Origin of the sequence: Pseudomonas sp. P20 (assembly GCF_016463925.1) — a bacterium.
Taxonomy (GTDB): domain Bacteria; phylum Pseudomonadota; class Gammaproteobacteria; order Pseudomonadales; family Pseudomonadaceae; genus Pseudomonas; species Pseudomonas aeruginosa.
The window spans coordinates 149583-175380 of sequence record NZ_JAEMVM010000035.1 but is presented as its reverse complement, the minus strand read 5'-3'; the positions used below and the strand labels follow the sequence as shown (position 1 = coordinate 175380).

Sequence of the window (25798 nt, the reverse complement as noted above, 5' to 3'; positions counted from 1 at the left end):
AGGTGAAGGGGGCGGCGCTGGCAAGCAGCGGCAGTAAAACCAAGCCAGCGACAACCGCACGATAGCTAGAACGCAACATCCGATGTCCTGCGAGTTCCCTTCAATATCCACCGCATAGCTAAACGACATGGGCGTGTTGAGGGGGGATTAGTCCAAAAGTAGGAATGCTAATCCAAACAGGGACAGGAAGGAATGGCACTTTGCCTTCATTGCGTCGTCCTGGCTGTGCGGACGTTTCAGGATCGATGCGATGTCGTCATTTTCGTAATGGGAAGGACCAATCGGTCTCCAGGCAGCGCTCGGCCGGGTTCTGGTGAGCTGATTATTTGCGCTCGTGGCCCGGCAGAAAGAAGCCCCGCCAAGGCGGGGCTGCTTTGACGCAGACTCGAATTCACTTCACCGGCAGGTCCTTGCCCCACAGGCGCACCGCCTTGATCCCTTCCGCGCCGCCTTCGAAGACGAAGGTCTGGCGGATGCCGGCCTTGGCCGGGACGGTGACGTCGTCGGGGTTGGCGAGGGCGACCAGGGCGTTGGAGTAGCCGTCGTTGTCGATCACCAGCAGCGCGCCGGTCTGGGTCAGGTTGATCAGGCGCACGGTGGCGTCGCTGTCGTTCTTGAAGCCGAGGGTGACGGCCAGTTGCTGGTCGCGCGGCTCGGTCTTGAGCACTTCGACCTGGCCGATCTCGGCGAAGCCGGCGTTGTCGGAGACCACCTTGGCGCCATCGGCGCCCTGGGCCGACTGGCGGCCGCTGGTGATGCCCTCGCTGACCCCGCCGAGGAGGTTCTTGCCGGTCTCGATGGCCGAGGACACCGCGGCCTTGGCCGCATCCTTGACCGAGCTGCCCTCCTCCGCGGCCACGGCGCTGCCGGCGGCCAGGGGCAGGAGCAGTCCCAATGCGGCGATCCTTGCGTTCATTCGTCCATCCTCTGGTGGTGTGGGAGGCAGCCAGACTAACAGCCGTCTAGCGGCCGTTCCAGTGGCGCGCCCGGCGCTTGCGCCACCAGATGTAGACACCGGTCAGCGACAGCCCGGCGATGGCCAGGCCGAGGGCGGCGATGGCGATGCGTCCCGGCAGGCCGGCGATGCGCCCGCCGTGGATCGGGTACTGCAAGCGGTAGAAACGCTCTCCCCAACTGCCCTGCCCGGCGACTTCCTGGCCTAGCAGGCGGCCGTCGCTGCCGTGGAAGAACAGCCAGGACTTGCCCATGGGGTCGTCGTGGTCGCCGAAGCCGGCGCCGAAGAAGTTGTATTCGAAGCTGTAGTACAGCTCGCCGATCGGCTCGGCGATGCCCAGCCGCGCCGCTTCGACGCTGGCCAACTGGAAGGTGCGGTCGTAGTCCAGGCGGGTCTCCCCCAGTTGCTCCCTGGGCAGCCGCCCGCGCGCCTCGTAGACGCTCGGTTCGATCGGCGAGAACAGCGATACCAGCGGCTTGAACACCTGGCTCGGCAGGTTCAGGGCGACGCTGCTCAGCGCCACCGGCGCCAGCAGCAGCCAGAGCCAGAGGCCGCCGGCGCGATGCAGGTCGAAGTTGAAGCGGTAGGCGTTGCCGCGCTTGATCTTCCAGGCTGTCGTCCACTTGCTCCAGAACGGCCGGCCGCGCGGCAGGGTCAGCCAGGCGCCGACGAAGCAGTCGAGGAACCAGAACATCGCCACCCCGCCCATCAGGTACAGGCCCCAGTTCCCCGGCAGGGTCAGGTTGTGGTGGAACTCCAGGACCCAGGGAACCAGGTTCGCCGGCTGGAAGCAGCAGGCCGCCCAGAGGCGCTTGCCGACTTCCTCGCCGCTGACCGGGTCGAGGTAGAACACGTCGTGCTCGACCTTGGCGCCGGCCTCGCGCGGCACGGTGGCGAGCAACGCCGGATGCCCGCCCGCCTCGGGATACTCCATGTACCACACCAGTTGTCGCGGATAGCGTGACTCGACGCGTTGCACCAGGCTGCCCGGGGAAAGGCGCTCGCCGCCCTCGCCCACGGCGTAGAAGCCGGGGTTCAGCCATTCGTCGATTTCATGATGGAAGGCCAGCAGGCTGCCGGTGAGACCGGCGAGGAAAAGGAACAGCGCGGTAGCCAGACCGACATAGCGGTGCAGCAGGACCAGGACGGGGCGCATGGGGGCTCCAGGTAACCAGGGTACGGCCGGCGACGCCGGCGAATGCCCGGCGCGTACGTCGCGCGCCGGGCTGCTTGGCCGGTACCGCGGCGCTGGCGCCGGGGCCCGGGTGGACGGTCAGAACTGGTAGTTCACCGTCGCGGTGACGTTGCGCTTCTCGCCGAAGTAGCAGAAGTCCAGGCTGTAGCAGGACGCCACGTAGTCCTTGTCCAGCAGGTTGTTGGCATTGAGGCTGACGTCCAGGCCTTTCAGGCCGAGCTTGCCGAGGTCGTATCCGATCCGCGCGTCGACCAGGGTGTAGTCCGGCACCCGCAAGGTGTTTTCCTTGTCCGCCCAGGTCTCGCCGACGTAGCGCGCGCCGCCGCCGATGCTCAGACCGCTGAGCGGGCCGGCGTCGAAGGCATAGTCGGCCCACAGCGAAGCCATGTGCTTGGGCGCCTGGTTCGGCGTATGGCCCTGGTTGCCGTCCAGCGACTTGGTGTAGGTGATGTCGGTGTAGGTGTAGCTGCCGAGCAGTTTCAGGTTGTCGCTGAGCTGGGTATGGGCCTCCAGTTCGAGCCCCTGGGAGCGCACTTCGCCGACCGAGGTGTAGAAGTTGTCCTGGGGTTCCTTGGAGGCGACGTTTTCCTGGGTGATATGGAACAGCGAGGCGGTGTAGAAGCTGTTGCTGCCCGGCGCCTGGAACTTCAGGCCGAGTTCCCACTGCTTGCCCTCGGTGGGCGCCAGGGGCGTGCCGGAGGCGTCGGAATAGGCGTTCGGGTTGAACGACTCGGAGTAGCTGACGTAGGGCGCCAGGCCGTTGTCGAACAGGTACAGCGCGCCGATCCGCCCGGTGAATTTCTCCCAGTCGTCGTCGGCCTTGCTGCCGGTGCTGCGGTTCTTGTCGGTGACGCTGACCCAGTCCTGGCGCAGGCCGAGCGAGAAGCGCCACTGGTCGATGTCGATCAGGTCCTGGAGGTAGACGCCGGTCTGCTCCAGGCGGCGGGTGTGGTTGTCGTCCGGGAAATAGCTGATGGCGTCGTCGCCGTAGACCGGGTTGAACGCGTCCAGCGCCGAGGCCGAGCCGGAACGCCAGTCGACCACGGTGCGCCGGCGCTGGTAGTCGAGGCCGGTGAGCAGGGTGTGGCGCGCCGCGCCGGTGGCGAATTCGGCCTGCAGCATGTTGTCGACGATATACGCCTGCAGGTGCTCGCGGGCGCCGCTGAAGTAGCGGTTCAGCTTGTTCGGCTCGCTGGCGCTCCAGCCGTAGGCGTAGACCTGCGACAGGTCGACGTCGGAGTCCAGGTAGCGGAAGTTCTGCCGCGCCGACCAGACGTCGTCGATGCGGTGCTCCAGCTGGTAGCCGAACATCCGCTGGGTGCGGTCGAAGTCGTCCTTGCTCGGCTCGCCATCGAAGAACTCGCGGGAGATGTGCCGGCCGTTGTGGTGCGACAGGGTGCCGTCGGCCGGTACGCCGCCGTGGTAGCCCCCGTTGGGATCGTGTTGCAGGTAGCCTTGCAGGGTCAGGGTGGTGTCGTCGCTGAAGTCGATGGCCAGGGTCGGGGCGATGGCGTAGCGCTCCTCCTTGACGTGATCGAACTGGGTGTCCGAGCCCTTGCCGAGACCGATCAGGCGGTAGGCGATGCGCTTCTCCTCGTCGAGCGGCCCGCTGAAATCGAAGCCCATCTCCTTCTGGCCCATGTTGCCGATGCTGCCGGTGATCTGGCGGTAGTCCTCGTACAACGGCTTCTTGCTGGTCAGCGCCACCAGGCCGCCCGGCAGGCTACGGCCGTAGAGCACCGAGGACGGCCCCTTGAGCACATCGATGCGTTCGAGGAAGTACGGGTCGACCTGCATCGAGCTGAAGGTACCGCTGTCGCCCATGGCCTTGAGACCGTCGAGGTAGATGTTGTCCACGCTGTTGTCGGCGAAGCCGCGCATCACCACGTAGTCGTAGCGGTTGGAGGCGCCGACCTGGCCGGTGAAGATGCCGGGGGTATAGCGCATCGCCTGCTGCACGGTCTTGGAGGCGGTGTCGTCGATCTGCTCGCGGGTGATCACCGAGACGGTCTGGCTGGTTTCCAGCAGCGGCTTGCTGGTCTTGGTGGCGATCTGGCTATGGGTGGCCAGGTAGCCATCGGTGCTGCCCAGGTTGTTGCCGAGGGCGAAGACCTCCACCGCCTGCATGTTCAGCACATCGCCGTCCTTTGCCGGCGCCTCGCGCAAGACGAAGCTGCCGTCGCCCTGGTCTTCCGCTTCCAGCGGGGTGTCGGCGAGCAGCCGGGCCAGGCCCTGCTGCACGGTGAAACTGCCGCGCAACCCCTGGGAGCTGTAGCCACCGGTCTGCGCCGGAGTGGCCGAGAGGGTGATGCCGGCTTCGCGGGCGAAGCGGTTGAGCACGTCGCCCAACTGTCCGGCGGGGATCGCATAGGGCCGCGCCTGTTCCGCCGCCGCTTCGGCGGCCGAGGCGCAGAGCGGCGCCGCGCCGGCCGCCATGGCCAACGACAGCAGGGCCGCGCGCACCGAACGGCTCAGGCGCGAGGCGCGGGGGAAATCGAGGGACGACGGGGCATTGCGGAGGACGACGGCGGTGGCGGTCATGAACGGGATCCGTTGGAGTCGTTGAAGGGTGTTCAATCGGTAAAGCCGGACCAGTCGCGGAAAGCCGACAAAAATAATGAAAATAATTTTCAGTGCGTTTCGCTCCGGACGAAAGCAAGCGTCCACGCGGCCGCCGGCGCGACTCAGGCGGCGACCACCCTCACCCACCAGCGGGTATGTCGCTGCAGGCGCACCGGCAGGGTCCGCGCGAGCACCTGCAGCAGCTTGTCGGTGTCGTCCAGGCGATAGACCCCGGACAGGCGCAGGTCGGCGACCTCCGCGGCGCAGCCGAGGTAGCCGTTGCGGTAGCGGGCGACCTCGGCGAGGAAATCGGCCAGGCGCATGTCGCGGGTGACGATGAGGCCATCGGCCCAGGCCACGGCGTCCATCTGCGGCCGTTCGAGGCGCCGCACGCCGTCGGCGGCGATCCGATAGCTCTGCCCCGCCTCGGCCACCGGAGCCTGCAGCGGACGCGCGCCGAAGGCATCGATGCGCACCGAACCCTCGCTGACGCTGAGACAGGTGGCGGCATCTTGCAGGCGTACGTTGAAACGGGTGCCGAGGGCCTCGAACAGCCCTTGCGCGGTACGTACCCGCAGCGGCCTGTGCGTGGGCGATTGCGTATCGGCGCCGCTGGCGAGGAAGATCTCGCCGCGGGCGAGGAGAATCAGGCGCTGGCCGGCGTCGTAGCGCACGTCGACCGCGCTGTCGGTGTTCAGTTGCAGGCGGGTGCCGTCGACCAGCTCGATACTGCGCCGCTCGCCGGTGGCGGTGCTGTAGTCGGCGCTCAGGCGCTGCCAGGGCAGGCTATCGCGACCGACCCAGGCCACGGCGCCGCCGGCCACCAGCAACGACAGCAGTTTCAGCGCCTGGCGCCGCTGCAGGCGCTGCGCGCTACTGTCCAGGGTGCCGTAGGCGACCCCGCCGGGCAGCGCCTTGAAGCGTCCTTGCAGTTCTTCGTTGAGCGCGCTGACCTGCTGCCAGGCCCGCTCGTGCTCGCCGTGCTCCGCGCGCCAGGCCGCGCAGGCGCGCTGCAGGCGATCGTCGGCCGGCTGCGAGCGCAGGCGGACCAGCCAGTGGATGGCCTGCCTGACCACCGCTTCGTCGACCCTACCGCGCGTCCCGTCCACGGCTCCGCTCATTCGCCGTAGCGCAGCAGGTAGCAGTGGTACAGCGCCTCGGCCACGTAGCGCTCGACGCTACGCTGGGAAACCCCCATGCGTTCGGCGATCTGCCGGTGGCTGAGGTCTTCGCACTGGGCCAGGAGGAAGGCGGTGCGGACCTTCGGCTTGAGCCCTTCGAGCATCCGCGAGATTTCCTCCAGCAGTTCCAGCACCAGTTCCCGCGCCTCGGGCGACGGCGCCTGTGCCTCGGGCAGGTGGGCGATGCTTTCGAGGTAGGCGCGCTGCAGTTCCTCGCGACGCCAGTGGTCGATCACCAGGCCGCGGGCGATGGTCCGCAGGAACGCGCGCGGCATGCCGATCTCGCGCAGTTCGCGCTTGAGCAGGATGCGCAGGAAGGTGTCCTGGGCCAGGTCCGCCGCGTCCGCCGCGCAGCCCAGCTTGCCGCGCAGCCAGTTCTGCAACCAGCCATGGTGCTCGCTGTACAGCGCATGCATGGCGCGATGGTGGGCGCTGAGAAGGATCGGGGCGGACATGGGAAAGTCGGGGCGACACATGAATGATAATGAATCGCATTGTCGAGAAGCCGCGGCCTTTTTGCAATAGCACCCGCCGGCCGGCGCCCTACTCGGCCGCCGCGCCTTCGCGCAGGCAGGCCAGCAGGTCTTCGCTGGCACGGTCGCGGTGCGGTTCGTCGCGCCAGCACATGCCCACCGCGCCCTCGCCGGGAATCTCCAGCGCCAGCCTGGCCACCAGGCCGAGCCCGGCAAGGTGCTCGACCACCCGCGCCGAGCCGATGGACAGCATGTCGCTGCCACGCAACAATTCGATGTTGGCCAGCATCGACGATGACTCCAGGCGGTAGGCCGGCGGCTGCCGGCCGCCCTGGGTCAGGGCCATGTCGAGCTTGCTGCGGATCGGCGAGCCGGGCGGCCAGACGATCCAGTCGTAGCGCCGCACGTCTTCCCAGTCCAGCGCGGCGGCCTGGGCCAGGGGGTGACCGGGGCGCGCCATCACCACGATCGCCTCGCTGTAGAGCACCTCGCAGCGCAGGCTGGCGCGCGGCGCATAGTTGTCCAGGCGCCCCACCACCACATCGAGCTGGCGTTTCTCCAGCCGCTCGAGAAGGCCGTTCATGGTGCCTTCGAGCAGTTCCACCTGGGCCCCGGGGTAGCGTCCGAGGAACGCCCGCAATGCGCGCGGCACCAGGCTCGGCGCGGAGGCCGGCGACGTGCCGAGGAGCACCCGGCTGCCGCTGCCGCTGCGCATCGCCTCGAGGTTCTGCCGCGCCCGCTCCATCTCGGTGAGCACGCGCTGGGCGTGGTTGAACAGGGTCATGCCATAGGGCGTCGGGCGCAGGCCACGGGCGTGACGCTCGAACAGCGGCGCGCCGACGTCCTCCTCCAGTTCCTTGAGCCACTTCGACAGGCCCGGTTGGGTGGTGTGTGCGGCCCGGGCGGTGCCGCTGAGGTTGCCGGTCTCCATCAGGCTGACCAGCAGTTGCAGGTGTTGCAGGCGCAGGCGGCGGGTCCAGTCCATCGCAAGCCATCCTCAAATACGTATAGGTCGATGTCTAAATATCATTATTCGGTTATGCCTTCACCTCGAATAATGACTACCAGACCGAGGCGGCCCCGCCTCCTCCCGCCGGAGATTCATCGGTATGCATAACGACAATTCCACCGAGAAGCGCGCCGACTTCTATCGACGCATCCGCCAGCAGCACCTCACCCCGCTCTGGGAAGCCCTGCACAGCCTGGTCCCGGCGCAACCCGCCGGCGGCTGCCAGGCGGCGCTGTGGCGCTATCGCGAACTGCGCCCGTTCCTGCTCGAGGCAGGCGACCTGATCAGCGCCGAGGAAGCGGTGCGCCGCGTGCTGGTGCTGGAGAACCCGGACCTTCCCGGCCAGTCGGCGATCACCCCGAGCCTCTACGCCGGCCTGCAACTGATCCTGCCGGGCGAGATCGCCCCCAGCCACCGGCACACCCAGTCGGCCCTGCGCTTCGTCGTCGAGGGCTACGGCGCCTACACCTCGGTGGACGGCGAACGCACCCGCATGGAGCCGGGCGACTTCATCATCACCCCGTCCTGGACCTGGCACGACCACGGCAACCGCGCCGCCGCGGAAGGCGGCGAGCCGGTGGTCTGGCTGGACGGCCTGGACATCCCGATGCTGCGTTTCTTCGGCGCCACCTTCGCCGAGAGCTACGGCGAACCGGTGCAGCCGTTGCGACGTGGCGAAGGCGACAGCCTCGCCCGCTACGGCAGCAACATGCTGCCGCTGCGCCACCAGCCGACGACGCCGACCTCGCCGCTGTTCAGTTACCCCTACGCGCGCAGCCGCGAGGTCCTCGAGCGCCTGGCGCGCCTCGAACGGCCCGATCCCTGGGAAGGCCACAAGCTGCGCTACGTCAACCCGGCCACCGGCGGCTGGGCCATGCCGACCATCGCCACCTGCCTGCAACTGCTGCCGGCCGGCTTCTTCGGGCAGCCCGCGCGCAGCACCGACGCCAGCGTCTATTCGGTGGTGGAAGGCAGCGGCGTGGCGCAGATCGGCGACCGGCGCTTCGCCTTCGAGGCCAAGGATCTGTTCGTCGTGCCCTCCTGGGTCGAGCTGCGCCTGGAAGCCGGCGCCACCGACTGCGTGCTGTTCAGTTTCTCCGACCGCCCAGTGCAGCAGGCGCTCGGCATCCTCCGCGAATCCCGCGAAACCCTCGCCCACTGAAGGACCCGTCCCATGAACCATCTCTTCGCGCCCGAAGCACCCGTCAGCCTCACCATCCATGGCAGCGACCAGACCTTCCCGGTGCGGCGGGTCTACTGCGTCGGCCGCAACTACGCCGCCCACGCCCGGGAAATGGGCTTCGATCCCGAGCGCGAGCCGCCGTTCTTCTTCTGCAAGCCGGCCGACGCGGTGGTCCCGGTCGCCGCCGGCAGCACCCTGGAGCTGGCCTACCCGAGCCAGACCGGCAACTACCACTACGAGATCGAACTGGTGGCGGCGATCGGCAAGGGCGGCTGCGACATTCCCCTGGAGCAGGCCGAGGAACACGTCTGGGGCTACGCGGTGGGCCTGGACATGACCCGCCGCGACCTGCAGATGCGCATGCGCGAGATGGGCCGGCCCTGGGAGATCGGCAAGGCCTTCGACCGCTCGGCGCCGATCGGCCCGCTCTACCCTGCCAGCCAGGTCGGCCATCCGCGCCACGCCGCCATCAGCCTCCAGGTCGACGGCGAGGATCGCCAGCGCAGCGACATCGACCAGTTGATCTGGTCGGTGGCGGAAACCGTCAGCTACCTGTCGCGCTTCTTCGAGCTGCGCCCCGGCGACCTGGTCTTCACCGGCACCCCGGAAGGCGTCGGCGCGGTCGAGCGCGGCGAGCGGATGCTCGGCGCCATCGACGGCCTCGGCGAACTCAGCGTCCGCGTGGTCTGACCCACCGCCCGCGCACGGCGCGGGCCCACCCTGCCCTTCATCCGGGCTGTCGCCGCGGCGACGGCCGAGGAACGCTCATGCCTACGCCCGACAAGAACAACAAGATCGACGTCCAGGCTTTCATCGATGCGCAGGCGGTTTCCGCCTTCCAGTTGCGAGTGCTGTCGCTGTGCTTCCTGATCGTCGCCATGGACGGATTCGACACCGCCGCCATCGGCTTCATCGCCCCGGCCCTGGCCCACGACTGGCAACTGAGCCCGGCGCAACTCAGCCCGATCCTCGGCGCCGCGCTGGCCGGCCTGGCCCTCGGCGCCTTCGCCGCCGGCCCGCTGGCCGACCGTTTCGGACGTAAGAGCGTGCTCCTGCTCTCGGTGCTGTTCTTCGGCGGCTGGAGCCTTGCCTCGGCCTACGCCGGTTCGGTGGAAACCCTGGCCCTGCTGCGCTTTCTCACCGGCCTCGGCCTGGGCGGGGCGATGCCCAACGCGATCACCCTGACCTCCGAATACTGCCCGCGCCGGCACCGCGCGCTGATGGTCACCGCGATGTTCTGCGGCTTCACCCTCGGCTCGGCGCTGGGCGGCCTGCTCGCCGCGCGGATGGTCCCGGCGCTGGGCTGGGAAAGCGTGCTGCTGCTCGGCGGCGGCCTGCCCCTGGCGAGCCTGCCGCTGCTCTGGGCATGCCTGCCGGAGTCGGTGCGCTTCCTCGCCCGCCGCGCACCGGACGCGGCGCGCCTGCGGCGCATCCTCGAACGCCTGGGGCGCCTGCCCGACGGCTGGGCCGGACGCCTCGAACTGCCCGCCGACGAGTCCGACGGCACCTCGCCCCTGCGGCAGATCCTCGGCGCCGAGCTGCGCGGCGGCACCCTGCTGCTCTGGGCCACCTTTTTCATGGGCCTGCTGATCATCTACCTGCTGACCAACTGGCTGCCGACGCTGATCGGCGGCACCGGCTTCAGTCTCGGCGAGGCGGCGACGATCAGCGCCATGTTCCAGCTCGGCGGCACCCTCGGCGCACTCCTCCTGGGCAGCGCCATGGATCGCTTCGACGCGCACCGGGTGCTGAGCCTGGCCTACGTCGGCGGCGCCCTGTTCATCCTCGGCATCGCCAGCCTCTACCACAGCTTCGCCCTGCTGGCGCTGTGCGTCGCCGGCGTCGGTTTCTGCATCAGCGGCTCGCAGGTCGGCGCCAACGCCCTGGCCGCCGATTTCTATCCGACCCGCAGCCGCGCCACCGGGGTCAGCTGGGCCCTCGGCCTGGGCCGCATCGGCTCGATCGTCGGCTCCCTCAGCGGCGGCGCCCTGCTCGGCCTGGGCCTGGGCTTCAGCGGCATCCTCGCCCTGCTGGTGATCCCGGCGCTGCTCGCCGCCGTGGCCGTGCATCGCCTGGGCCGGCGCCGGGCCAGGCCTTCTTCCGTCACTCTCTGAACAGGACTTCCCATGCAGCTCTACAGCTTCTTCAACAGCTCCACGTCCTATCGGGTGCGTATCGCATTGGCCCTGAAAGGCCTGGATTACCAGGTAGTGCCGGTCAACCTGCGGCAGGGCGAGCAACTGCGCCCGGCCGACCGCCAGCGCAACCCGATGGGCGCGCTGCCGACCCTGGTCGACGCCGACGGCCGTCGGTTCAGCCAGTCGCTGGCGATCATCGACTACCTCGACGCCGTGCAGCCCGAACCGCGCCTGATCCCTCTCGACCCGCTGCATCGCGCCCAGGCGCTGGAACTGGCCCTGCTGGTGGCCTGCGACATCCATCCGCTGAACAACGTGCGGGTGCTCAAGTACCTGACCCAGGTCCTCGGCATAGACGCCGAGGACCGCCAGCGCTGGTACGCGCACTGGGTCGCCGAGGGCCTGGCGGCGGCGGAGACCCTGCTGAACCGACACCGTCGCGGCGCCTTCTTCGCCGGCACCGCAGCGGGCATCGTCGAGTGCTGCCTGGTGCCGCAACTGGCCAACGCCCGGCGCATGGGCTGTGTCCTGGCGCCCTACCCGGCGTTGCTCGAACTGGAGGGGCGCTGCCTGGCGCTCGAAGCCTTCCAGCGCGCCAGCCCCGAGCGCCAGCCCGACTACCTGCCGGACTGACGCGCTGCCCCGTGGAAAACAACAACAAGAAGGACACGCCCATGACCACCCGCATCCGGGCCAGCCTGCTGGCCCTGCCCCTGCTGCTGCCCTCGTTCCAGGCTATCGCCGCGCTGCCGGGGATGAACCTCGGCCAGACCTCCTTCCTCGACGGCAAGGCCCTGCCCGGCACGCTGTTCCAGCAGTTCGTGAATATCTACGAGGCCGACGACTTCATGGACGCCAACGGTCACCGGCGCCCGCTCGACAACCGCCTGCGCACCCTGCTCGCCACCAGCCACTTCGCCCACATCAGCCAGCACCAGCTGTTCGGCGCCTACTACGGCGCGGAAATCCTCGTCCCGGTGCTGCTCGCCGATCCCGACTTCGAACCCCACGCCGGCAGCGCCAACGGCCTCGGCAACCTGATCGTCAGTCCGTTCATCCTGCAATGGCCGCAGACCGAGCTGTTCGGCCGGCCCTACTGGCAGCGCCTGAACCTCGCCTTCCAGTTACCCACCGGGCGCTACGACAGGCATCGGGCGATCAATCCCGGCAGCAACCACTGGAGCTTCAACCCGCACTACGCGCTGACCTGGGAATTCGCCGAAGGCTGGGAAGCCAGCGCTCGCCTGCAGTACCTGTTGCCGGGCAAGAATCGCGACCCGGCGCCGCCGTTGGCCGACGACTACCTGCAACCGGGCCAGGCGTTCCACGCCAACTACTCGGTATCGCTGGCGCTGGATGCGCATTGGCGGCTCGGGTTGTCCGGCTACAGCCTGCGACAGATCACCGACGAGCGGGTCGACGGCCACGACCGCCCGGACTCCCGCGAGCGGGTCGATGCCATCGGCCCGGCGCTGATGTTCGGCTGGGGCAAGTCGCGGCTGTTCCTCAACGCCTATCACGAATACGGCGCACGCAACCGCAGCGAGGGCAGCCGGCTGATCCTGCGCTACTCGCTGGTCTTCTGAGCGTCGCCTTCCGGGACGATCGGCAAGCGCTCCAGGGTGCGGAACACCGAGCTGCGCCGCCAGCGCAGGTCCGTCGGTTCCGAGGCCAGGGCGAAACGGCGACGCACCAGGCCGCGCAATGCGCATTGCAATTCGAGCCGGGCCAGGTACGCGCCCAGGCAGTAGTGCGGACCATGGGCGAACGCCACGTGCTGCTTGGCGTTCGCTCGCTGCAACTGCAGGCGGTCGGGGGCGGCGAACATCTCCGGGTCGCGGTTCGCCGCGAGGAAGCTCAGCCAGACCTTCTCTCCAGGCGGAATCCGCTGGCCGCCGATCTCCACCTCCTCCAGGGTGCAACGCACGCCGCCGCGCACCGCGCCATCGAAGCGCAGCAGTTCCTCCACCGCGTTCGCCGCCAGCTCCGGGCACCGCCGCAGCAGGTCGAGCTGGTCGGGATGGGTGAGCAGCGCCAGCGTAGCGTTGCCGACCATGCTGATGGTGGTTTCGAAGGCGGCCATGAACACCATGGCATAGGCCGCTACCAGGTCCTCGAGGCCCAGTCCGGCCTCCAGCATCGCGGCGCCGTCGAGGATGCTCGGCGCCGCGCCGGACGGCGGGCGCGAAGAGCCATCGCTCCAGCCGCGCGCCTGGCGTTGCAGGTAGTCGCTGAAGGCGGCCGCGCTGCGGTTGATCTGCCCGGCATCGCCGTGGCTGGCGGCGAGATCGAGCCCGGCGGCCAGATCGCGGCCCCAGGGCAGCAGTTGCCCGGTATCTTCGCGGGGAAAGCCGAACAGCTCGGCGGCCACCCGGATCGTCAGCGGTTCGGCGAAATCCCTGAGCAGATCGGGCTCGCGGCGCTCCAGCAAGCTGTCGAGGAGTTCTTCCACCAGCACCTCGATGCGCGCTTCCCAGCGGCGCACGGCGTCGGGGCCGAAGGCCGGAGCGAACAGCCTGCGCAGGCGGGTGTGCCGCGGCGCGTCGTTGAACAGCATGAAGTTGTCGTAGAAGCGCGCCAGCGGTTGCAATTGCTGGTGGCCGAACCAGCTGGCGCCGCCCTGGCGGACGCCGGCGGCGCCAAGGCGAGCGGGGTCGGCGGAGAAACGGCGGTCGCGCAGGCACGCCGAAACATCGGCATAGCGACTGATCCACCAGATCGAGGCCTGGTCGCGGCAGACCGGCGCACGGGAGCGGATCAGCCGCAACAGCGGATAGGGATCGGCGACGAAGTCGGGATGGTAGGTGTGGATGTCGAAACCGTCGCTCCGCGGGGCCAGCGCCGGACGCTGAGCGTCATGGCGCGGCTGCGCGCTGCCTTCCTCGCTGAATGCGTCGTCCATGGCCCTTGCTCCGCTGGGTTGGCGTAACGCAGGGAGTATAGATGGCCGGCGGCTCGGCGCCGGCCCGGAGGATCAGCGCGGACCGAGGATCTCCGCCAACTGGTCCGGCTGCGGCGCGCCCTGTTGCTGCTGCATGCGCCCCTCGGCATTGAGATAGAAGATCGCCGGGGTCGCCGCGGCGCCCATCGACTCCATCAGTTCCATGTTGCCGGCGAGCTGCTTGCGCACCGCCGCCGGGATCTTCGCCAGCGGCTTCAGGGTGCTGGCCTTGCCCGCCTGCTCATGGTCGTGCAGGGCCTTCTGCGGGTCCTTGCTGGCCAGCAGCGCGGCGGACTTGGCTTCGCTGTCCTCGCGGATGATGCCGACCATGATATGCCGCAACTGCACCTTGCCGGCATCCACCCAGGGTCGCGCCTGCTCCCAGAACATGGTGCAGTACGGGCAGTTCGGGTCGCTGAACAGGTAGACCACGCGCGGCGCGTCGGCACGGCCATCGGCGATCCAGGCGCTCTGCTCCATCTTCTGCCACATTTCCTTGGCCAGCGGCGCATACACCAGGCGCTCCAGCGGTTCGCGGCTGAGGTCCTTGCCCTGGGCGTCGAACAGGTGGCCGGTGAGTACGTGCTTGCCGTCGGGCGTCAGGTACAGCGCCATGCCCTGGTTCTGGTATTCGGCGGCATAGCCGCGCAGGCCATCCGGGGCGTCGAAGCTGCCGAGGATGCGGGCGCCCTTCTCCTGGACCATGCGGATCGGCGCCGGCAGCTCCTCCGCCGCCGTGGCCAGGCCGGCGTTGAGGAGGGTCAGGCCCAGGCCAAGGGTGATCAGGTTGCGCGGCAGTCTCATTCGGAACTCCTGGTTGCGGGGGCGGCAGCGGCCGGCTCGAAGGCTTCGAGGTAGCGCGCCAGGCTGCCGCGGGACAGTTCGCCGAGATGGCTGCCCAGCAGGCGGCCCTCGGCGGTGTAGAAAACGGTGGTGGGCAAGGCGACCGAGCCGACCTGCTGGCCAAGCTGCCCGCCGTTGTCGAACAGCAGGTTGTCCAGGCGCAGGTTCTCGCCCTGGAGGAAATGGCGCACGGTCTCGGCGCTCTCGCCCTGGTTGGCGAAGAGGAACACTACGTCGGGATTCTCCGCCTGCGCCTGTTGCAGCACCGGCATCTCGCGCCGACACGGCGGGCACCAGCTGGCCCAGAGATTGATCACCAGCGGGCGGCCCCGGAAATCGGCCAGTTGCACCGACTCGCCGGCGGCGTTGCGCAGGCTCAGTTCGGGCAGGCGCGTACCGCGCTCGTAGATGCCCAGGCCCAGGCTGCCAAGCAGCCAGAACGCCAGTCCGAGGCTGGCGCCGACACCCAGCGAGCGACGTAGCGCCGGTCGCCGCCAGGCCCAGAACAGCGCGCCGAGCACGGCGGCGAGCAGGCCTGGCCAGGCGAGGAAACCGCCATCGCGGATATCCAGCATCTGTGCGAAGTCGCCGCGGTACTGCGGCCAGTAGCGCACCACGAAAGCCAGGCGCGCCACCAGCAGGCCGAGCAACAACAGGTTGAACAGCACCGGCTCGGCGTTGCGCCCGCCACCGCGCGCCGCCAGCCAACCGCCGAGCAGCGCGGCGCCGAGGGCGAGGAACAGCAGCAGGTGTTGCAGCGAGACCACCAGCGGCCCCAGGGAAAAACTCAGCATCAGCCGCGCTCCCGGGTCGCCTGCCAATGGGCGAGGAAGCCGCCGGCGTCGACTTCGCCGGTCAACCGGCGCGCGCGGCGCTCCTCGCCTTCCGGGCCGATCCAGATCAGGCTCGGCGGGCCGGGTACCTGGTAGCGGTGCAGCAGCTCGCGGCTGGCGGCGTTGTCCGCGGTCACGTCGAGCCGCAGCAGGCGCACGCCCTGCAGGGCGGCGAGCACATCGGGCTTGGCGAACACCTGTTTCTCCATGATCCGGCAGGACACGCACCAGTCAGCGTAGTAGTCGAGCAGCACCCATTGTCCCTCGGCCTTGGCCGCAGCCAACTGACGGTCCAGCTCGGCCGGCTGGCTCACCGTGAGGAACGCCTCGTGCGCGCTGGCCGTCGGCGTAGCGCCCCGGTTCGCCGCCGCATACACCTGTAGCGGACGCCAGGGGTCGTCGGCCCCGGCCGCGGCGCCCAGCAGCATCGCCGCGCCCCAGAGACCGAAGATGCAGCCCGCCGCGCCGAACAGCACCGCGTGCCGCGCCAGGCCTCGCGCCGTGTGCAGCGCGGCGTAGGCCAGGACCAGCAGCAACGCGCCGCCAAGGCCGATCCACAGCGCCTCGCCGAGCAGCGGACGCAGGAGTATCCAGGCGGTGCCGAGGAAAAGGAAGCCGAACACGCCCTTGACCAGGTTCATCCAGGGACCGGGCTTGGGCAGGAAGCGGCTGCCGACCGTCACCAGCAGCAACAGCGGCATGCCGATGCCGAGGCCCAGGCTGAACAGCACCAGGCCGCCATGCAGGGCATTGCCGGTCTGCGCGATATAGAGCAAGGCGCCGGCCAGCGGCGCGGTCATGCACGGTCCCACCAGCAGCCCGGACAACGCGCCGAGCGCAGCGGCACCGGCCAGGCTGCCGCCCTTGCGGCCGCGACTGAGACCGTCGAGGCGGTCGCGCAGGGCAGCCGGCAGTTGCAGCTCGAAGAAGCCGAACATCGGCAGCGCGAGGAACACGAACAGCGCGGCGAAGCTGCCCAGCAGCCACGGCTGTTGCAGCCAGGCCTGCAGGTTGCCGCCAAGCAGCGCCGCGACCACCCCGAGTCCGGCGTAGACCAGCGCCATGCTCAGCACGTAGCTACCGGCCAGCAGCAGGCCGCGACGAGGGCCGGCGCCGCTGCCGACCACCAGCCCGGCGAGGATCGGCAGCATCGGCAGCGAACAGGGAGCGAACGCCAGCAGCAGGCCGAGGCCGAAGAACAGCAACAGGCTCCAGGCCAGGTTGCCGGCCTGCAGGCTGCCGGCCAGGCCCTGGTCCTCGGCGACTTCGCCGCTCATCCCGGCGGCGGCAGGGCCGGTACCGCCCAGGTCGAGCGCCTGGCTCTGCGGCGGATAGCACAGGCCGGCATCGGCGCAGCCCTGCCAGCCCAGGCGCAGTTGTCCGGCGGCGGCCGCCGGCAGGGTCAGTTCCAGGCTCTGGCGATAGACCTGCGACTCGCCGAAGAACTCGTCGCTGTGGCTTTCGCCGGGCGGCAACTGCGGCTGCAAGGCCGGGTCGAGTCCGTCGAAACGCAGGCGCTTCTGGTACAGGTAGTAGCCCGACGCGATCTGCCAGCGCAGTTGCACCTGGCCGTCGTCGAGGCGCTCCCAGGTGAAGCGGAAGGCTTTCTCCACCGGCAGGAAATCCGTCTGCGTCGCGCCGCGCGGCGCGAACAGGTCGTCGCCCGGTTGCGCCTGGGACAGGCCCGGCAGCAGGAGCATCAGGAGCAGGATCAACACACGCATGGATAACGCCTTCTACGATGAACTCGGCGGCAGCATGGCCAGCGACGATTAACAGGCCGTTAACGCGGCCACGGGAAAACCCCGGCGACGCGCCGGGCGGGGCATAATCCTGGCTTAATTCGCCCGCTTCAGACTCCTATCCCTTTAACCAGCGATACCGCCATGCATGTACTGCTCACCGAAGACGACGACCTGATCGCCAGCGGCATCGTCGCCGGCCTCAACGCCCAGGGCCTGACCGTGGACCGGGTGGCCAGCGCCGCCGATACCCAGGCGCTGCTCCAGGTGGCGCGCTTCGACGTGCTGGTCCTCGATCTCGGCCTGCCCGACGAGGACGGCCTGCGCCTGCTGCAGCGCCTGCGCCAGCAGGGCGTCGACCTGCCGGTGCTGGTGCTGACCGCGCGCGACGCGGTGACCGACCGGGTCGCCGGGCTGCAGGCCGGCGCCGACGACTACCTGCTCAAGCCCTTCGACCTGCGCGAACTCGGCGCCCGCCTGCATACCTTGCAGCGGCGCTCCGCCGGGCGTTGCGTCAACGTCATCGAACACGGCCGCCTCAGCTACGATCCGAGCACCCGCGAAACCTGGCTCGACGGCCGCTCCGTGGAACTGTCGCGACGCGAACAGGCGCTGTTGCAGGCATTGCTCAACAACCGCGGGCGGATCCTCAGCGGCGAGCAGCTCAAGGACAGCGTCTATGGCTTCGGCGACGAGGTCGAGAGCAACGCCCTCAACGTCCACATCCATCACCTGCGGCGCAAGCTCGGCAACGCCATCGTGCAGACCGTGCGCGGCCTCGGCTACCGCCTCGGGCCGGCGCGCGGCGACGGAGACGACGCATGAGCCTGCGCCTGCGCCTGACCCTGATCCTCGGCTCGGCCTTCATCCTGCTCTGGTCGCTGGCCGCGGCCTGGATGCTCTGCGACCTGCGCGGGCAGATGATGCGCTCCTTCGACCAACGCCTGGCGGCCTCGGCGCGGATGGTTGCCGGCCTGCTCCAGCAGTTGCCACAGCCGCAGCCGGCGGACGGCCAGACCACGCGCCTCAGCGCGGAGCAACTGGGAATTCCCAACGGCATGGCCTGCCAGGTCAGCTCACTGCGCGGCGAAGTCCTGGCGCAGAGCCATGCCACCCCGGAGCGGGCGCTGGACAGCACCGCCAGCGGCTTCCGCGACCAGGAAATCAACGGCGTGCTGTGGCGCAGCTTCACCGTGCAGGCCGGCGATCTGCGGGTCAGCACCGCCGACCGCCTGGAAGAGCGCGACGTGCTGCAACGCTCGGTGGTGGTGGCCGCCGCGGTGCCGGTGACGGTCGCCCTGCTCGGCAGCCTGGCCCTGCTCTGGCTCGGCGCCGGCCAGGGCCTGGCGCCGCTCAAGCGGATTCGCGACGCCCTCACCCGACGTGGCGCCGACTCGCTGGAGCCACTGGAGCTGGCGGCCCTGCCGAGCGAACTGAAGCCGCTGGTGGAAACCCAGAACCAGTTGTTCCAGCGCATCGCCCAGGCCATCGAACGCGAGCGACGCCTGACCGGCGATGCCGCCCACGAGCTGCGCAGCCCGCTGACCGCGATCAAGACCCACCTGCAGGTCGCGCGCATGACCGAGGGCGCCGCCGCCGAGCAGGCCCTGGCCCACGCCGAGGAAGGCGCCGACCGTCTGCACCGGACGCTGGACCAGCTGTTGCTGCTGGCGCGGGTGGAAGGCAGCCTGTCGTTCGACGACGGCGTGCAATGCAGCGCCGAGGACGCCGCCCGGGTAGCCATGCACGACGCCGGCCACGGCGACGTGCGGATGTTCGAGCTGAAGCTGGCCGACGGCTTGTCCGAGGCGCCGCTGGAAGTCCCCTCGGTGCTGGCCATCGCCGCGCTGCGCAACCTGCTGGACAACGCCCTGCGCCACACCGCCGCCGGCACCCGGGTGGAGCTGGCGGTGGAAACCGCGCAAGGCTGCGCGCGCTTCCACGTCCGCGACCACGGTCCGGGCATCGCCGAAACCGACCTGCCGCACCTCACCCGGCGTTTCTGGCGCCACGGCAAGAGCGGCGGCAGCGGGCTCGGCCTGGCCATCGTCCAGGCTATCGTGCAACGCTGCCAATGCCGGCTGGACTTCGACAGCCGCGCGGACGGCCTGCGGGTGACGCTGGAAATGCCGCTGCGCGAGTGATGCGCGGGCCCACCCGCCAACCGGCCCCCGTAGGGCGAATAGCCGCCCGCGGCTATCCGCCGGACCGAGGCCCAGGCATCGGCGGATAACGCCGTTGGCGTTATCCGCCCTACCCCCGCGCCGACCTGCTTCCGCCGGACCGGGTCTCCGTCCTGCGGACGCCAGGCCACGAGGGTCAGATTCCCTGTCCCAGCAGCACGCCGTTGACCTTCTGTCCGTACAGGTTGACGCCGTCGTTGGCATGGAACTTCTGCCGCGTCTTCTCCACCGAACCGTCCACCAGGCGCGGGTCCTGCGGGCGCTCGTGGCTGTTCATGAAGGCGGCGACGTCCCAGGCGTCGCGGTCGCTGAGGGTACCGGGCTTGCCCAGCGGCATGTTGTACTTGATGAAGGAGGCCGCGGTGTTGATGCGGTGCATGCCCGCGCCCCAGTTGAAGGACTGCGCGCCCCACAGCGGTGGGAACACCGTCTGCCCCAGAGCCATCTGGCCCTGGCCGTCGGCGCCGTGGCAGATCGCGCACTGCGCGGCATAGACCTTGGCGCCGCGCTCGATGCTGTAGCCGCCTTCCGGCGGGGCCACGTCCGGATAGCCGCGTCCGGGCAGGCTGACCCCGGTCGGCGCCTGGCTCGCCAGCCAATAGGCGTAGACGGTCAGGGCCTTGATCTCCGGGCTGTCGGCCGCCGGCACCTTGCCGTTCATGCTGAACTGGAAACAGCCCTGCAGGCGCTCGGCGAACGTATTGACCTTGTTGTTCTTGGCGCGGAACGCCGGATAGACCGGGTAGGCCGCCCACTGCGGCGCGGAGTTGGCCCGGCGGCCCTGTTCGAGATGGCAGTTGACGCAGTTGAGCTGGTTGCCGACCAGATGCGGCGCGTTCTTCCGGGTTTCCACGAACAGCGCCTGGCCCTGGCGGACCATTTCGCCGAAGGCGTTGTCCGGGAGGCTGCTTTCCGCCGGCGGCTGGAACGGATCCAAGGGCGCCGTTGCCGCGTGGACGGGAGCGATCAGCAGGCCAACGACGGCCAGGGAAAGGATCGACGGCATGTTCATGGCTGGCCTCCTGCCTGACCGAGGGTGGCGAAGAACTGGCTGACGCTGCGGATCTCCTCTTCGCTGAGGGATTTGGCGATATGTCCCATCAGATCGTTCGGGTCGTTGCGGCGAGTGCCAAGCTGCCAGGCGCGCAACTGGTTGCTCAGGTACATCTCGCCCTGCCCCTGCAACGGCGGGAAGGCCTCCCCCACGCCGCTGCCGGCCGGACCGTGACAGGTCACGCACTCGGGAATGTTGCGCTCCCAGGCGCCACGCACCGCCAGGGTCTCGCCGGGGCTGCGCGGGGTGGCCACGCGCGACAGCGCCACCGGCTTGGGCGCCGGCATTGCCGCGAGGGTAGTGGCGAGCGCCTGGATCTCGTCGTCGCCGAGAGCATCGGCTATGCCCTTCATCACCGGGTGCTCGCGACTGCCGCCCTGCTTGAGGTCGTGCAGCTGCTTGCTCAGGTAGGCGGCGGGAAGGCCCGCCAGGCGCGGAAAGCCGGCGGCGGCCAGGCCCATGCCATCGGCGCCGTGGCAGGTGACGCAGGCCGCGGCGGCCGGGTTGGCGCCGCCCTGTGTGTAGAGTTTCTGGCCGTCGACGGCGGCCTGGGCCGTCGCCGCCAGCAAGGCGGTCAATGAAAACAGCAGTCGGTGTGCAACCGGCATGGCAGGGTTCCTCTCTGGCTTATTGTTTTTAGTTCTAAGTTTAGAACCAAAAAACCTATCGCCGAAAGACCCTACCGCACGCAGGTCTACATCATTTTCCCTACAGGCCCCGGATCACGCCCCTTTCAGCCCCGCGACGATTTCGCAAGAGCGCAGCCGATGGGCGTGCTCGTAGAAGTCGCTGGTGAAGATAAGCTCGTCGGCGCCGGTCTGCTCCAGGAGGATCTCCAGGCGCGCACGAACCTTCTCCGGACCGCCGATCACCGCCAGGCCGAAGAAGCTGCCGACCGCATCCTGCTCGTGGGGCAGCCACAACGGCGCCATACTTTCCACCGGCGGCTTCTGTTTCAGGCTCTCGCCGCGGATCAGCGCCAGCACGCGCTGGAAGGCGGTAGTGGCGAGGAACTCGGCCTCTTCGTCGGTAGGTGCGGCGATCAGCGGCACGCCGATCATCGCGTAAGGTTTGTCGAGTACCGCCGAGGGCTGGAAGTTGCTGCGGTAGATGCGCAGCGCCTCGTGCAGGTAACGCGGTGCGAAATGCGAAGCGAAGGCATAGGGCAAGCCTTTCTGCGCCGCCAGGTGGGCGCTGAACAGGCTCGAACCGAGTAGCCAGATCGGCACCTGGGTACCCTCGCCCGGCACCGCCAGCAGGCTCTGCTGGGAACGGCGCGGGCCGAGCAGCATTTCCAGCTCGGCGACCTGCTCGGGGAAGTCGTCGCCGTTGCCCAGGCGGTCGCGACGCAAGGCGCGCATGGTCGCCTGGTCGGCGCCGGGGGCGCGGCCAAGGCCGAGGTCGATGCGGCCCGGGTAGAGCGTCTCCAGGGTGCCGAAGTTTTCCGCCACCACCAGCGGCGCATGGTTCGGCAGCATCACCCCACCCGAGCCGACGCGGATCCGCGAGGTGCCGCCGGCGATATGGCCGATCAGCAGCGCGGTGGCGGAGCTGGCGATGCCATCCATGTTGTGGTGCTCGGCCAGCCAGAAACGGTTGAAGCCCAGGCGCTCCACATGGCGCGCCAGGTCCAGGGAGTTGTGCAGGGCTTCGGCCACGCTGCCGCCGGTGCGCACCGGCACCAGGTCGAGCATGGACAGGGGAATATCAGCAAGCGTTGTCATGAAAGCTCCAATCGGCAGCGGGCGATGGCCGGGGCGCGAGACACGCGCGGAAGGACCTCGCCCGGGGTTTGGATCAATTCTATATCACGCGTTATAGTTTTTGCCCACGGAGAATCCATGGGCTTTTTCCAGTCAAGGCGCGCTGTGGCGTCAGGCGGCCTCGACCGCCAGCAGGGAATCCCAGGCCGCCATCGCGCAGCGGCCGATGGCCAGCAACTGCTGGCGGCTGGCGCCGTCGCGGGCCTGGATCGACAGGCCCTGGAGCACGCTGCTGTAGAAACTGGTGAGCGCGTCGAGATCGGCTCCGGCCGGCACGTCGCCGTCGGCCACGCCTCGTGCGAAACGCTCGCGCAGCAGGCGCGCGGCGCGCCGCCGGTGATCGCGCAGGTAGTCTTCGACGCCTTTGTTGGCCGGCGAGAAATTGGTCGTGCTGAGGTCGACCAGGCAACCGCGCGGCTTGCCTTCCGTGGTGTAGCTGACGGCGGCGCTTTCCAGCAGCGCGGCGATCGACTCGCGCGCCGTCGGCAGGGCGAAGGCGCCCTTGGAAAGCTGGCACTCCTGGCTCAGGTAGAGTTCCACCGCCGAACGGAACAGCGCCTCCTTGGAACCATAGGCGGCATACATGCTCGGCGCGCAGATGCCACCCATGGCCTCCTTCAGCGCGGCCATGGTCGCGCCTTCGTAACCGGCCTCCCAGAACACGTCGAGCGCCCGGCGCAATGCCTGTTCACGATCGAAGCCGCAGGGGCGTCCACGCTTGGCCATGGGAATTCCTGAGAAAAAAACACGTCATATGGTAACACCGGCGAACAGTCGCAAGGCTGGAGGGGGTCGCTTGATCCATCACCGCGCTCGATATACACCATGCAGGCTTTTTACTTCTGCCGGTTCTCCCGCTGGGCAAACATGCTCTCCAAGGGCAGACGCCCACCCTTCCCCAGGAGAACCGATCATGTCCAGCTTCAGCGCCCTCGCCAGCTACTTCGCCGCTTCCGCGTTCTACAGCAATGCAGTGCCCCCTACTCGCCCGGTTCAGGCCAGCGCGCCCGCATCGACCAGCGAGAAGAAATGAACCCAAGGAGGCATCCATGCTCTCAGCCCGCTCCCGCAAGGCCCCGACCTATGGCGTCACCTATGTGAGCCTCGAGGATTGCACCCTGCACTTCGAGACCGAGTACATCATCGAGCGCCGCGACGGCAGCCTCGCGCACATGCCGATGCGCACGCCGGTCAGTGAGCGCGAAGCCCTGCAACGCCTGATCGAAAGCTGCATCGACGACTGATACCTCCAGTGCCCGTGTGCCGCTCTCAGGAGCGGCCAGCGGCGTTTTCCCAATCCGCCACCAGCGTCCGCAGTCGCGCGTCGCGCAGTTCGAAGAGTTCCAGCAGCCCCAGTGCCCGGATCGCCGGCAGCAGGGCGCGCAGGTCTTCTTCAGCCTGCCGCCGTTGCGCCGCGGGCAGTTCCTCCTCAAGCAGCAGCCGGGCGTTGGCGATGAACGCGCCGACGCTGCCCTTGCGTATCTCCACGCCGCCCAGGCGGATGCGGTCCTGTCGGTCGGGAAGGATGTCTTCGGCTTTCATGGCGTGCTCCAGGCAAGAATGATGAGCCGCCAGGCTACATCCGCAGTCGAATGGCCTATTATCCATCCCGAGCCAATCATCGTCGCTTTTCCGCCAAATGCTTCCGGAACCCCTGCCCGTCCCGCTCTTCGCCCTGCGCATCGACCGCGCAGCCAGCCGCACGGCCTCCCACCGCCATGCCTGCGGCCAGCTCTACTGCCTGGAGCGCGGCCTTCTGGTGGTCGAGGACGAGCATGGCCGCCAGGCCCTGCCTCCGCGCCAGATCGCCTGGATCCCACCGGGTCACCCACACTCGGCGCACTCCCACGGCAGCCTGGCGGGCTGGAGCGCCTACCTCGCCGCCGAACACTGCCGCGACCTGCCCCGGCACCCCGGCGTGCTCGCCTGCTCGGCTTTCGTGGCGCTGATCGTCGAACGCGCCACCCGCTGGCCGACCGGCTCCGCCTGGAGCACCGAACGCGAGAACCTGCTGCGCGTGCTGCTGGACGAACTGCGCCACGCCGTGCCCCAGCGGACCCGCCTGCCCTATCCGGGGGATTCGCGCCTGCGCAGGATCGCCGAGGCATTGCTGGCCAACCCCGGCGATCCGCGGCCGGCGGCCGAATGGGCACGCTGGGCGGGCCTCAGCAGCCGTAGCCTGAGCCGGCTGTTCGGCGCCGAGACCGGTATGAGCTTCGCGCAATGGCGGCAACTGGCGCGACTGCACGCGGCCGTCGAACGGCTGGCAGCGGGCCAGGCGGTCGGCGAGGTCGCCTGGTCGCTCGGCTACGAAAGCCCGAGCAGCTTCGCCAGTGCCTTCCGCACAGTATTCGGCGAGACGCCGTCCGGCTATTCCAGTCGCGCCAACGAAGCGCTAGCCTGAACCTTCCGCGCCACGAGCCTTTCCCCATGAGCCACGCCAATACGCCCCGCGACTGGGTTCGACGCGCCCCGCAACACGGTGCGGTGGAACGCATCGAGGCTTACTTCGCCGGCCACGGCTACGATCCGCATCGCCACGACACCTATGCCATCGGCCAGACCCTGGCCGGGGTGCAGAGCTTCCGCTATCGCCGCAGCCAGCGCCACAGCCTGCCGGGCGGCTGCCTGGTGCTGCATCCCGACGAGCTGCACGACGGCGAGGCCGGCAGCCAGGAAGGGTTCCGCTACCGGATGCTCTACGTCGAGCCGGCGCTGATCCAGCAGGCCCTCGGCGGCCGGCCGCTGCCGTTCGTGCGCGGGGGCTTGTCCGACGACCCGCGCCTGATCGCCGCCAGCCGGGCCCTGCTACAGGCCATGGATACCCCGCTGGAGCCGCTGGAAGAACAGGACGCCCTGTTCGAACTGGCCCACGCCCTCGACGCCGTGGCCGGCAACCGGGCGCGCGGCAGGCGCCACTTCGACTTCGTCGCCGCCGAGCGCGCCCGGCAGTACATCCACGCGCACCTGGAGCGCCCGCTGGGCCTCGACGAACTGGCGCAGGTCGCCCAGCGCGAACGCTGGAGCCTGTCGCGCGATTTCCGCGCGCTGTTCGGCACCAGCCCCTACCGCTACCTGATCCAGCGCCGGCTGGACATCGCCCGCCGGCTGATGCTCGGCGGCCAGACGCTGGCCGAAGCCGCGCTTGCCGCCGGTTTCGCCGACCAGAGCCACATGACCCGCCATTTCGGCCAGAGCTACGGCCTGCCGCCGGCACGCTGGCTGCGTATGCTCGGCCGCGCCTAGCCAGGTTGCACGATCATCCAAGACCGCCCGCTCCGTAGCCGCCTACCCTGGCGCCAGAGACCAACCACCGGAGCGCACCGATGTCCACCAGCACAACCCAAGCGATCAACTTCGCCGCCAAGCTCGCCCTGTTCGACGACCGCTGGCAACCCAGGGTGATCGCCCAGATGAACGACTACCAGTTCAAGCTGGTGAAGATCGAAGGCGACTTCGTCTGGCACAGCCACGCCGACACCGACGAGACCTTCATCGTCCTCGCCGGTCGCCTGCGCATCGATTTCCGCGACGGCGCGGTGCACCTGGGCCCCGGCGAGATGTATGTGGTGCCGCGCGGCGTGGAGCACAAGCCGTTCGCCGAGGGCGAGGTGCGCATGCTCCTGGTGGAGCCCTGCGGCGTGCGCAATACCGGCGACCAGGGCGGCGAGCGGACGGCGGTCAACGATCTGTGGATCTGAAACCGCGCCCATGAAAAAGCCCGGCTCGATGGCCGGGCTCTT

At 69.0% G+C, this 25798-nt stretch carries 27 protein-coding genes; 12 read left to right on the top strand and 15 right to left on the bottom strand.

Annotation, left to right across the window (positions count from 1 at the left end):
* Positions 1-391: 391 nt before the first annotated feature.
* From JHD77_RS29290 to JHD77_RS29265, 6 genes are all read right to left on the bottom strand, one after another.
* Complete coding sequence (locus tag JHD77_RS29290; protein WP_003120098.1) at positions 392-916, bottom strand: hypothetical protein; 525 nt, start codon at positions 914-916, stop codon at positions 392-394.
* Between the two features lie 46 nt (positions 917-962).
* Positions 963-2111, bottom strand: coding sequence for a PepSY-associated TM helix domain-containing protein (locus JHD77_RS29285; protein ID WP_003113288.1), 1149 nt, complete (start codon positions 2109-2111; stop codon positions 963-965).
* A gap of 117 nt (positions 2112-2228) precedes the next feature.
* Complete coding sequence (foxA, locus tag JHD77_RS29280; protein ID WP_003113289.1) at positions 2229-4691, bottom strand: ferrioxamine receptor FoxA; 2463 nt, start codon at positions 4689-4691, stop codon at positions 2229-2231.
* Between the two features lie 143 nt (positions 4692-4834).
* Positions 4835-5821, bottom strand: a complete 987-nt coding sequence (gene foxR, locus JHD77_RS29275; RefSeq protein WP_003113290.1) for an anti-sigma factor FoxR — start codon at positions 5819-5821, stop codon at positions 4835-4837.
* An 8-nt stretch (positions 5822-5829) separates the two neighbouring features.
* On the bottom strand, positions 5830-6348 hold the full coding sequence (locus JHD77_RS29270; RefSeq protein WP_003120096.1) for a sigma-70 family RNA polymerase sigma factor: 519 nt from the start codon (positions 6346-6348) through the stop codon (positions 5830-5832).
* 88 nt (positions 6349-6436) lie between these two features.
* Positions 6437-7351, bottom strand: coding sequence for a LysR family transcriptional regulator (locus JHD77_RS29265; RefSeq protein WP_003089777.1), 915 nt, complete (start codon positions 7349-7351; stop codon positions 6437-6439).
* Between the two features lie 124 nt (positions 7352-7475).
* On the opposite strand from JHD77_RS29265, the gene gtdA reads away from it, so the two are divergent.
* From gtdA to JHD77_RS29240, 5 genes are all read left to right on the top strand, one after another.
* Positions 7476-8537 (top strand): gentisate 1,2-dioxygenase, encoded by a 1062-nt coding sequence (gene gtdA, locus JHD77_RS29260; RefSeq protein ID WP_016852839.1) that lies wholly within the window; start codon positions 7476-7478, stop codon positions 8535-8537.
* Between the two features lie 12 nt (positions 8538-8549).
* Positions 8550-9248, top strand: coding sequence for a fumarylacetoacetate hydrolase family protein (locus JHD77_RS29255; protein WP_003089781.1), 699 nt, complete (start codon positions 8550-8552; stop codon positions 9246-9248).
* Positions 9249-9325: 77 nt separating this feature from the next.
* The gene (locus tag JHD77_RS29250) at positions 9326-10672 is read left to right on the top strand and encodes an MFS transporter (RefSeq protein ID WP_003160377.1); all 1347 of its coding nucleotides are present in this window, start codon (positions 9326-9328) and stop codon (positions 10670-10672) included.
* Between the two features lie 12 nt (positions 10673-10684).
* Entirely contained in the window at positions 10685-11329 is a 645-nt protein-coding gene (maiA, locus tag JHD77_RS29245) for a maleylacetoacetate isomerase (protein ID WP_003109561.1), read from the top strand.
* 41 nt (positions 11330-11370) lie between these two features.
* The gene (locus JHD77_RS29240; RefSeq protein WP_031755333.1) at positions 11371-12282 is read left to right on the top strand and encodes a SphA family protein; all 912 of its coding nucleotides are present in this window, start codon (positions 11371-11373) and stop codon (positions 12280-12282) included.
* Here the strand turns inward: JHD77_RS29240 and JHD77_RS29235 are convergent.
* The 4 genes from JHD77_RS29235 to dsbD form a co-directional block, all read right to left on the bottom strand.
* The gene (locus JHD77_RS29235) at positions 12264-13598 is read right to left on the bottom strand and encodes a cytochrome P450 (protein WP_031755331.1); all 1335 of its coding nucleotides are present in this window, start codon (positions 13596-13598) and stop codon (positions 12264-12266) included. The genes JHD77_RS29240 and JHD77_RS29235 overlap by 19 nt on opposite strands.
* A 72-nt stretch (positions 13599-13670) precedes the next feature.
* Positions 13671-14441 (bottom strand): thiol:disulfide interchange protein DsbG, encoded by a 771-nt coding sequence (gene dsbG / locus JHD77_RS29230; protein ID WP_003089790.1) that lies wholly within the window; start codon positions 14439-14441, stop codon positions 13671-13673.
* Positions 14438-15274 (bottom strand): TlpA family protein disulfide reductase, encoded by an 837-nt coding sequence (locus JHD77_RS29225; protein ID WP_003089792.1) that lies wholly within the window; start codon positions 15272-15274, stop codon positions 14438-14440. Before JHD77_RS29225 ends, dsbG begins: the two co-directional genes overlap by 4 nt.
* Positions 15274-17037 carry a protein-disulfide reductase DsbD gene (gene dsbD, locus JHD77_RS29220; protein WP_191519438.1) on the bottom strand — a complete coding sequence of 588 codons (1764 nt, stop codon included), beginning with the start codon at positions 17035-17037 and terminating at the stop codon, positions 15274-15276. Before dsbD ends, JHD77_RS29225 begins: the two co-directional genes overlap by 1 nt.
* A gap of 162 nt (positions 17038-17199) precedes the next feature.
* Here dsbD and JHD77_RS29215 point away from each other — a divergent pair, with 162 nt between their 5' ends.
* On the top strand, positions 17200-17880 hold the full coding sequence (locus JHD77_RS29215; RefSeq protein ID WP_031755329.1) for a response regulator: 681 nt from the start codon (positions 17200-17202) through the stop codon (positions 17878-17880).
* On the top strand, positions 17877-19199 hold the full coding sequence (locus tag JHD77_RS29210) for an ATP-binding protein (protein WP_003103567.1): 1323 nt from the start codon (positions 17877-17879) through the stop codon (positions 19197-19199). Before JHD77_RS29215 ends, JHD77_RS29210 begins: the two co-directional genes overlap by 4 nt.
* A 175-nt stretch (positions 19200-19374) precedes the next feature.
* Here the strand turns inward: JHD77_RS29210 and JHD77_RS29205 are convergent, their stop codons facing one another.
* The 4 genes from JHD77_RS29205 to JHD77_RS29190 all read right to left on the bottom strand — a co-directional run bounded on the left by JHD77_RS29205 (position 19375) and on the right by JHD77_RS29190 (position 22781).
* Entirely contained in the window at positions 19375-20250 is an 876-nt protein-coding gene (locus JHD77_RS29205) for a c-type cytochrome (RefSeq protein ID WP_031755328.1), read from the bottom strand.
* Complete coding sequence (locus JHD77_RS29200; protein ID WP_015648902.1) at positions 20247-20900, bottom strand: c-type cytochrome; 654 nt, start codon at positions 20898-20900, stop codon at positions 20247-20249. Before JHD77_RS29200 ends, JHD77_RS29205 begins: the two co-directional genes overlap by 4 nt.
* Before the next feature lie 114 nt (positions 20901-21014).
* Positions 21015-22016, bottom strand: a complete 1002-nt coding sequence (locus tag JHD77_RS29195) for an LLM class flavin-dependent oxidoreductase (protein ID WP_003089806.1) — start codon at positions 22014-22016, stop codon at positions 21015-21017.
* Positions 22017-22166: 150 nt separating this feature from the next.
* Complete coding sequence (locus JHD77_RS29190) at positions 22167-22781, bottom strand: TetR/AcrR family transcriptional regulator (protein WP_003089808.1); 615 nt, start codon at positions 22779-22781, stop codon at positions 22167-22169.
* A 187-nt stretch (positions 22782-22968) separates the two neighbouring features.
* On the opposite strand from JHD77_RS29190, the gene JHD77_RS32915 reads away from it, so the two are divergent.
* Both JHD77_RS32915 and ptrC read left to right on the top strand, forming a co-directional pair.
* Positions 22969-23088, top strand: a complete 120-nt coding sequence (locus JHD77_RS32915) for a PA2485 family small membrane protein (protein ID WP_279632135.1) — start codon at positions 22969-22971, stop codon at positions 23086-23088.
* Positions 23089-23104: 16 nt separating this feature from the next.
* On the top strand, positions 23105-23299 hold the full coding sequence (gene ptrC / locus JHD77_RS29185; protein WP_003089814.1) for a type III secretion system co-regulatory protein PtrC: 195 nt from the start codon (positions 23105-23107) through the stop codon (positions 23297-23299).
* Between the two features lie 25 nt (positions 23300-23324).
* Here ptrC and JHD77_RS29180 read toward each other — a convergent pair whose 3' ends face one another.
* The gene (locus JHD77_RS29180; RefSeq protein WP_003089816.1) at positions 23325-23597 is read right to left on the bottom strand and encodes a hypothetical protein; all 273 of its coding nucleotides are present in this window, start codon (positions 23595-23597) and stop codon (positions 23325-23327) included.
* A gap of 97 nt (positions 23598-23694) precedes the next feature.
* Between JHD77_RS29180 and JHD77_RS29175 the strand changes: the two genes are divergently transcribed.
* From JHD77_RS29175 to JHD77_RS29165, 3 genes are all read left to right on the top strand, one after another.
* Positions 23695-24459, top strand: a complete 765-nt coding sequence (locus JHD77_RS29175) for an AraC family transcriptional regulator (RefSeq protein WP_003122659.1) — start codon at positions 23695-23697, stop codon at positions 24457-24459.
* 26 nt (positions 24460-24485) lie between these two features.
* Positions 24486-25301: an AraC family transcriptional regulator gene (locus JHD77_RS29170; RefSeq protein WP_003113300.1), complete on the top strand. Its 816-nt coding sequence runs from the start codon at positions 24486-24488 to the stop codon at positions 25299-25301.
* An 80-nt stretch (positions 25302-25381) separates the two neighbouring features.
* Positions 25382-25756 carry a cupin domain-containing protein gene (locus tag JHD77_RS29165; RefSeq protein ID WP_003089825.1) on the top strand — a complete coding sequence of 125 codons (375 nt, stop codon included), beginning with the start codon at positions 25382-25384 and terminating at the stop codon, positions 25754-25756.
* The last annotated feature ends 42 nt before the right edge of the window (positions 25757-25798 follow it).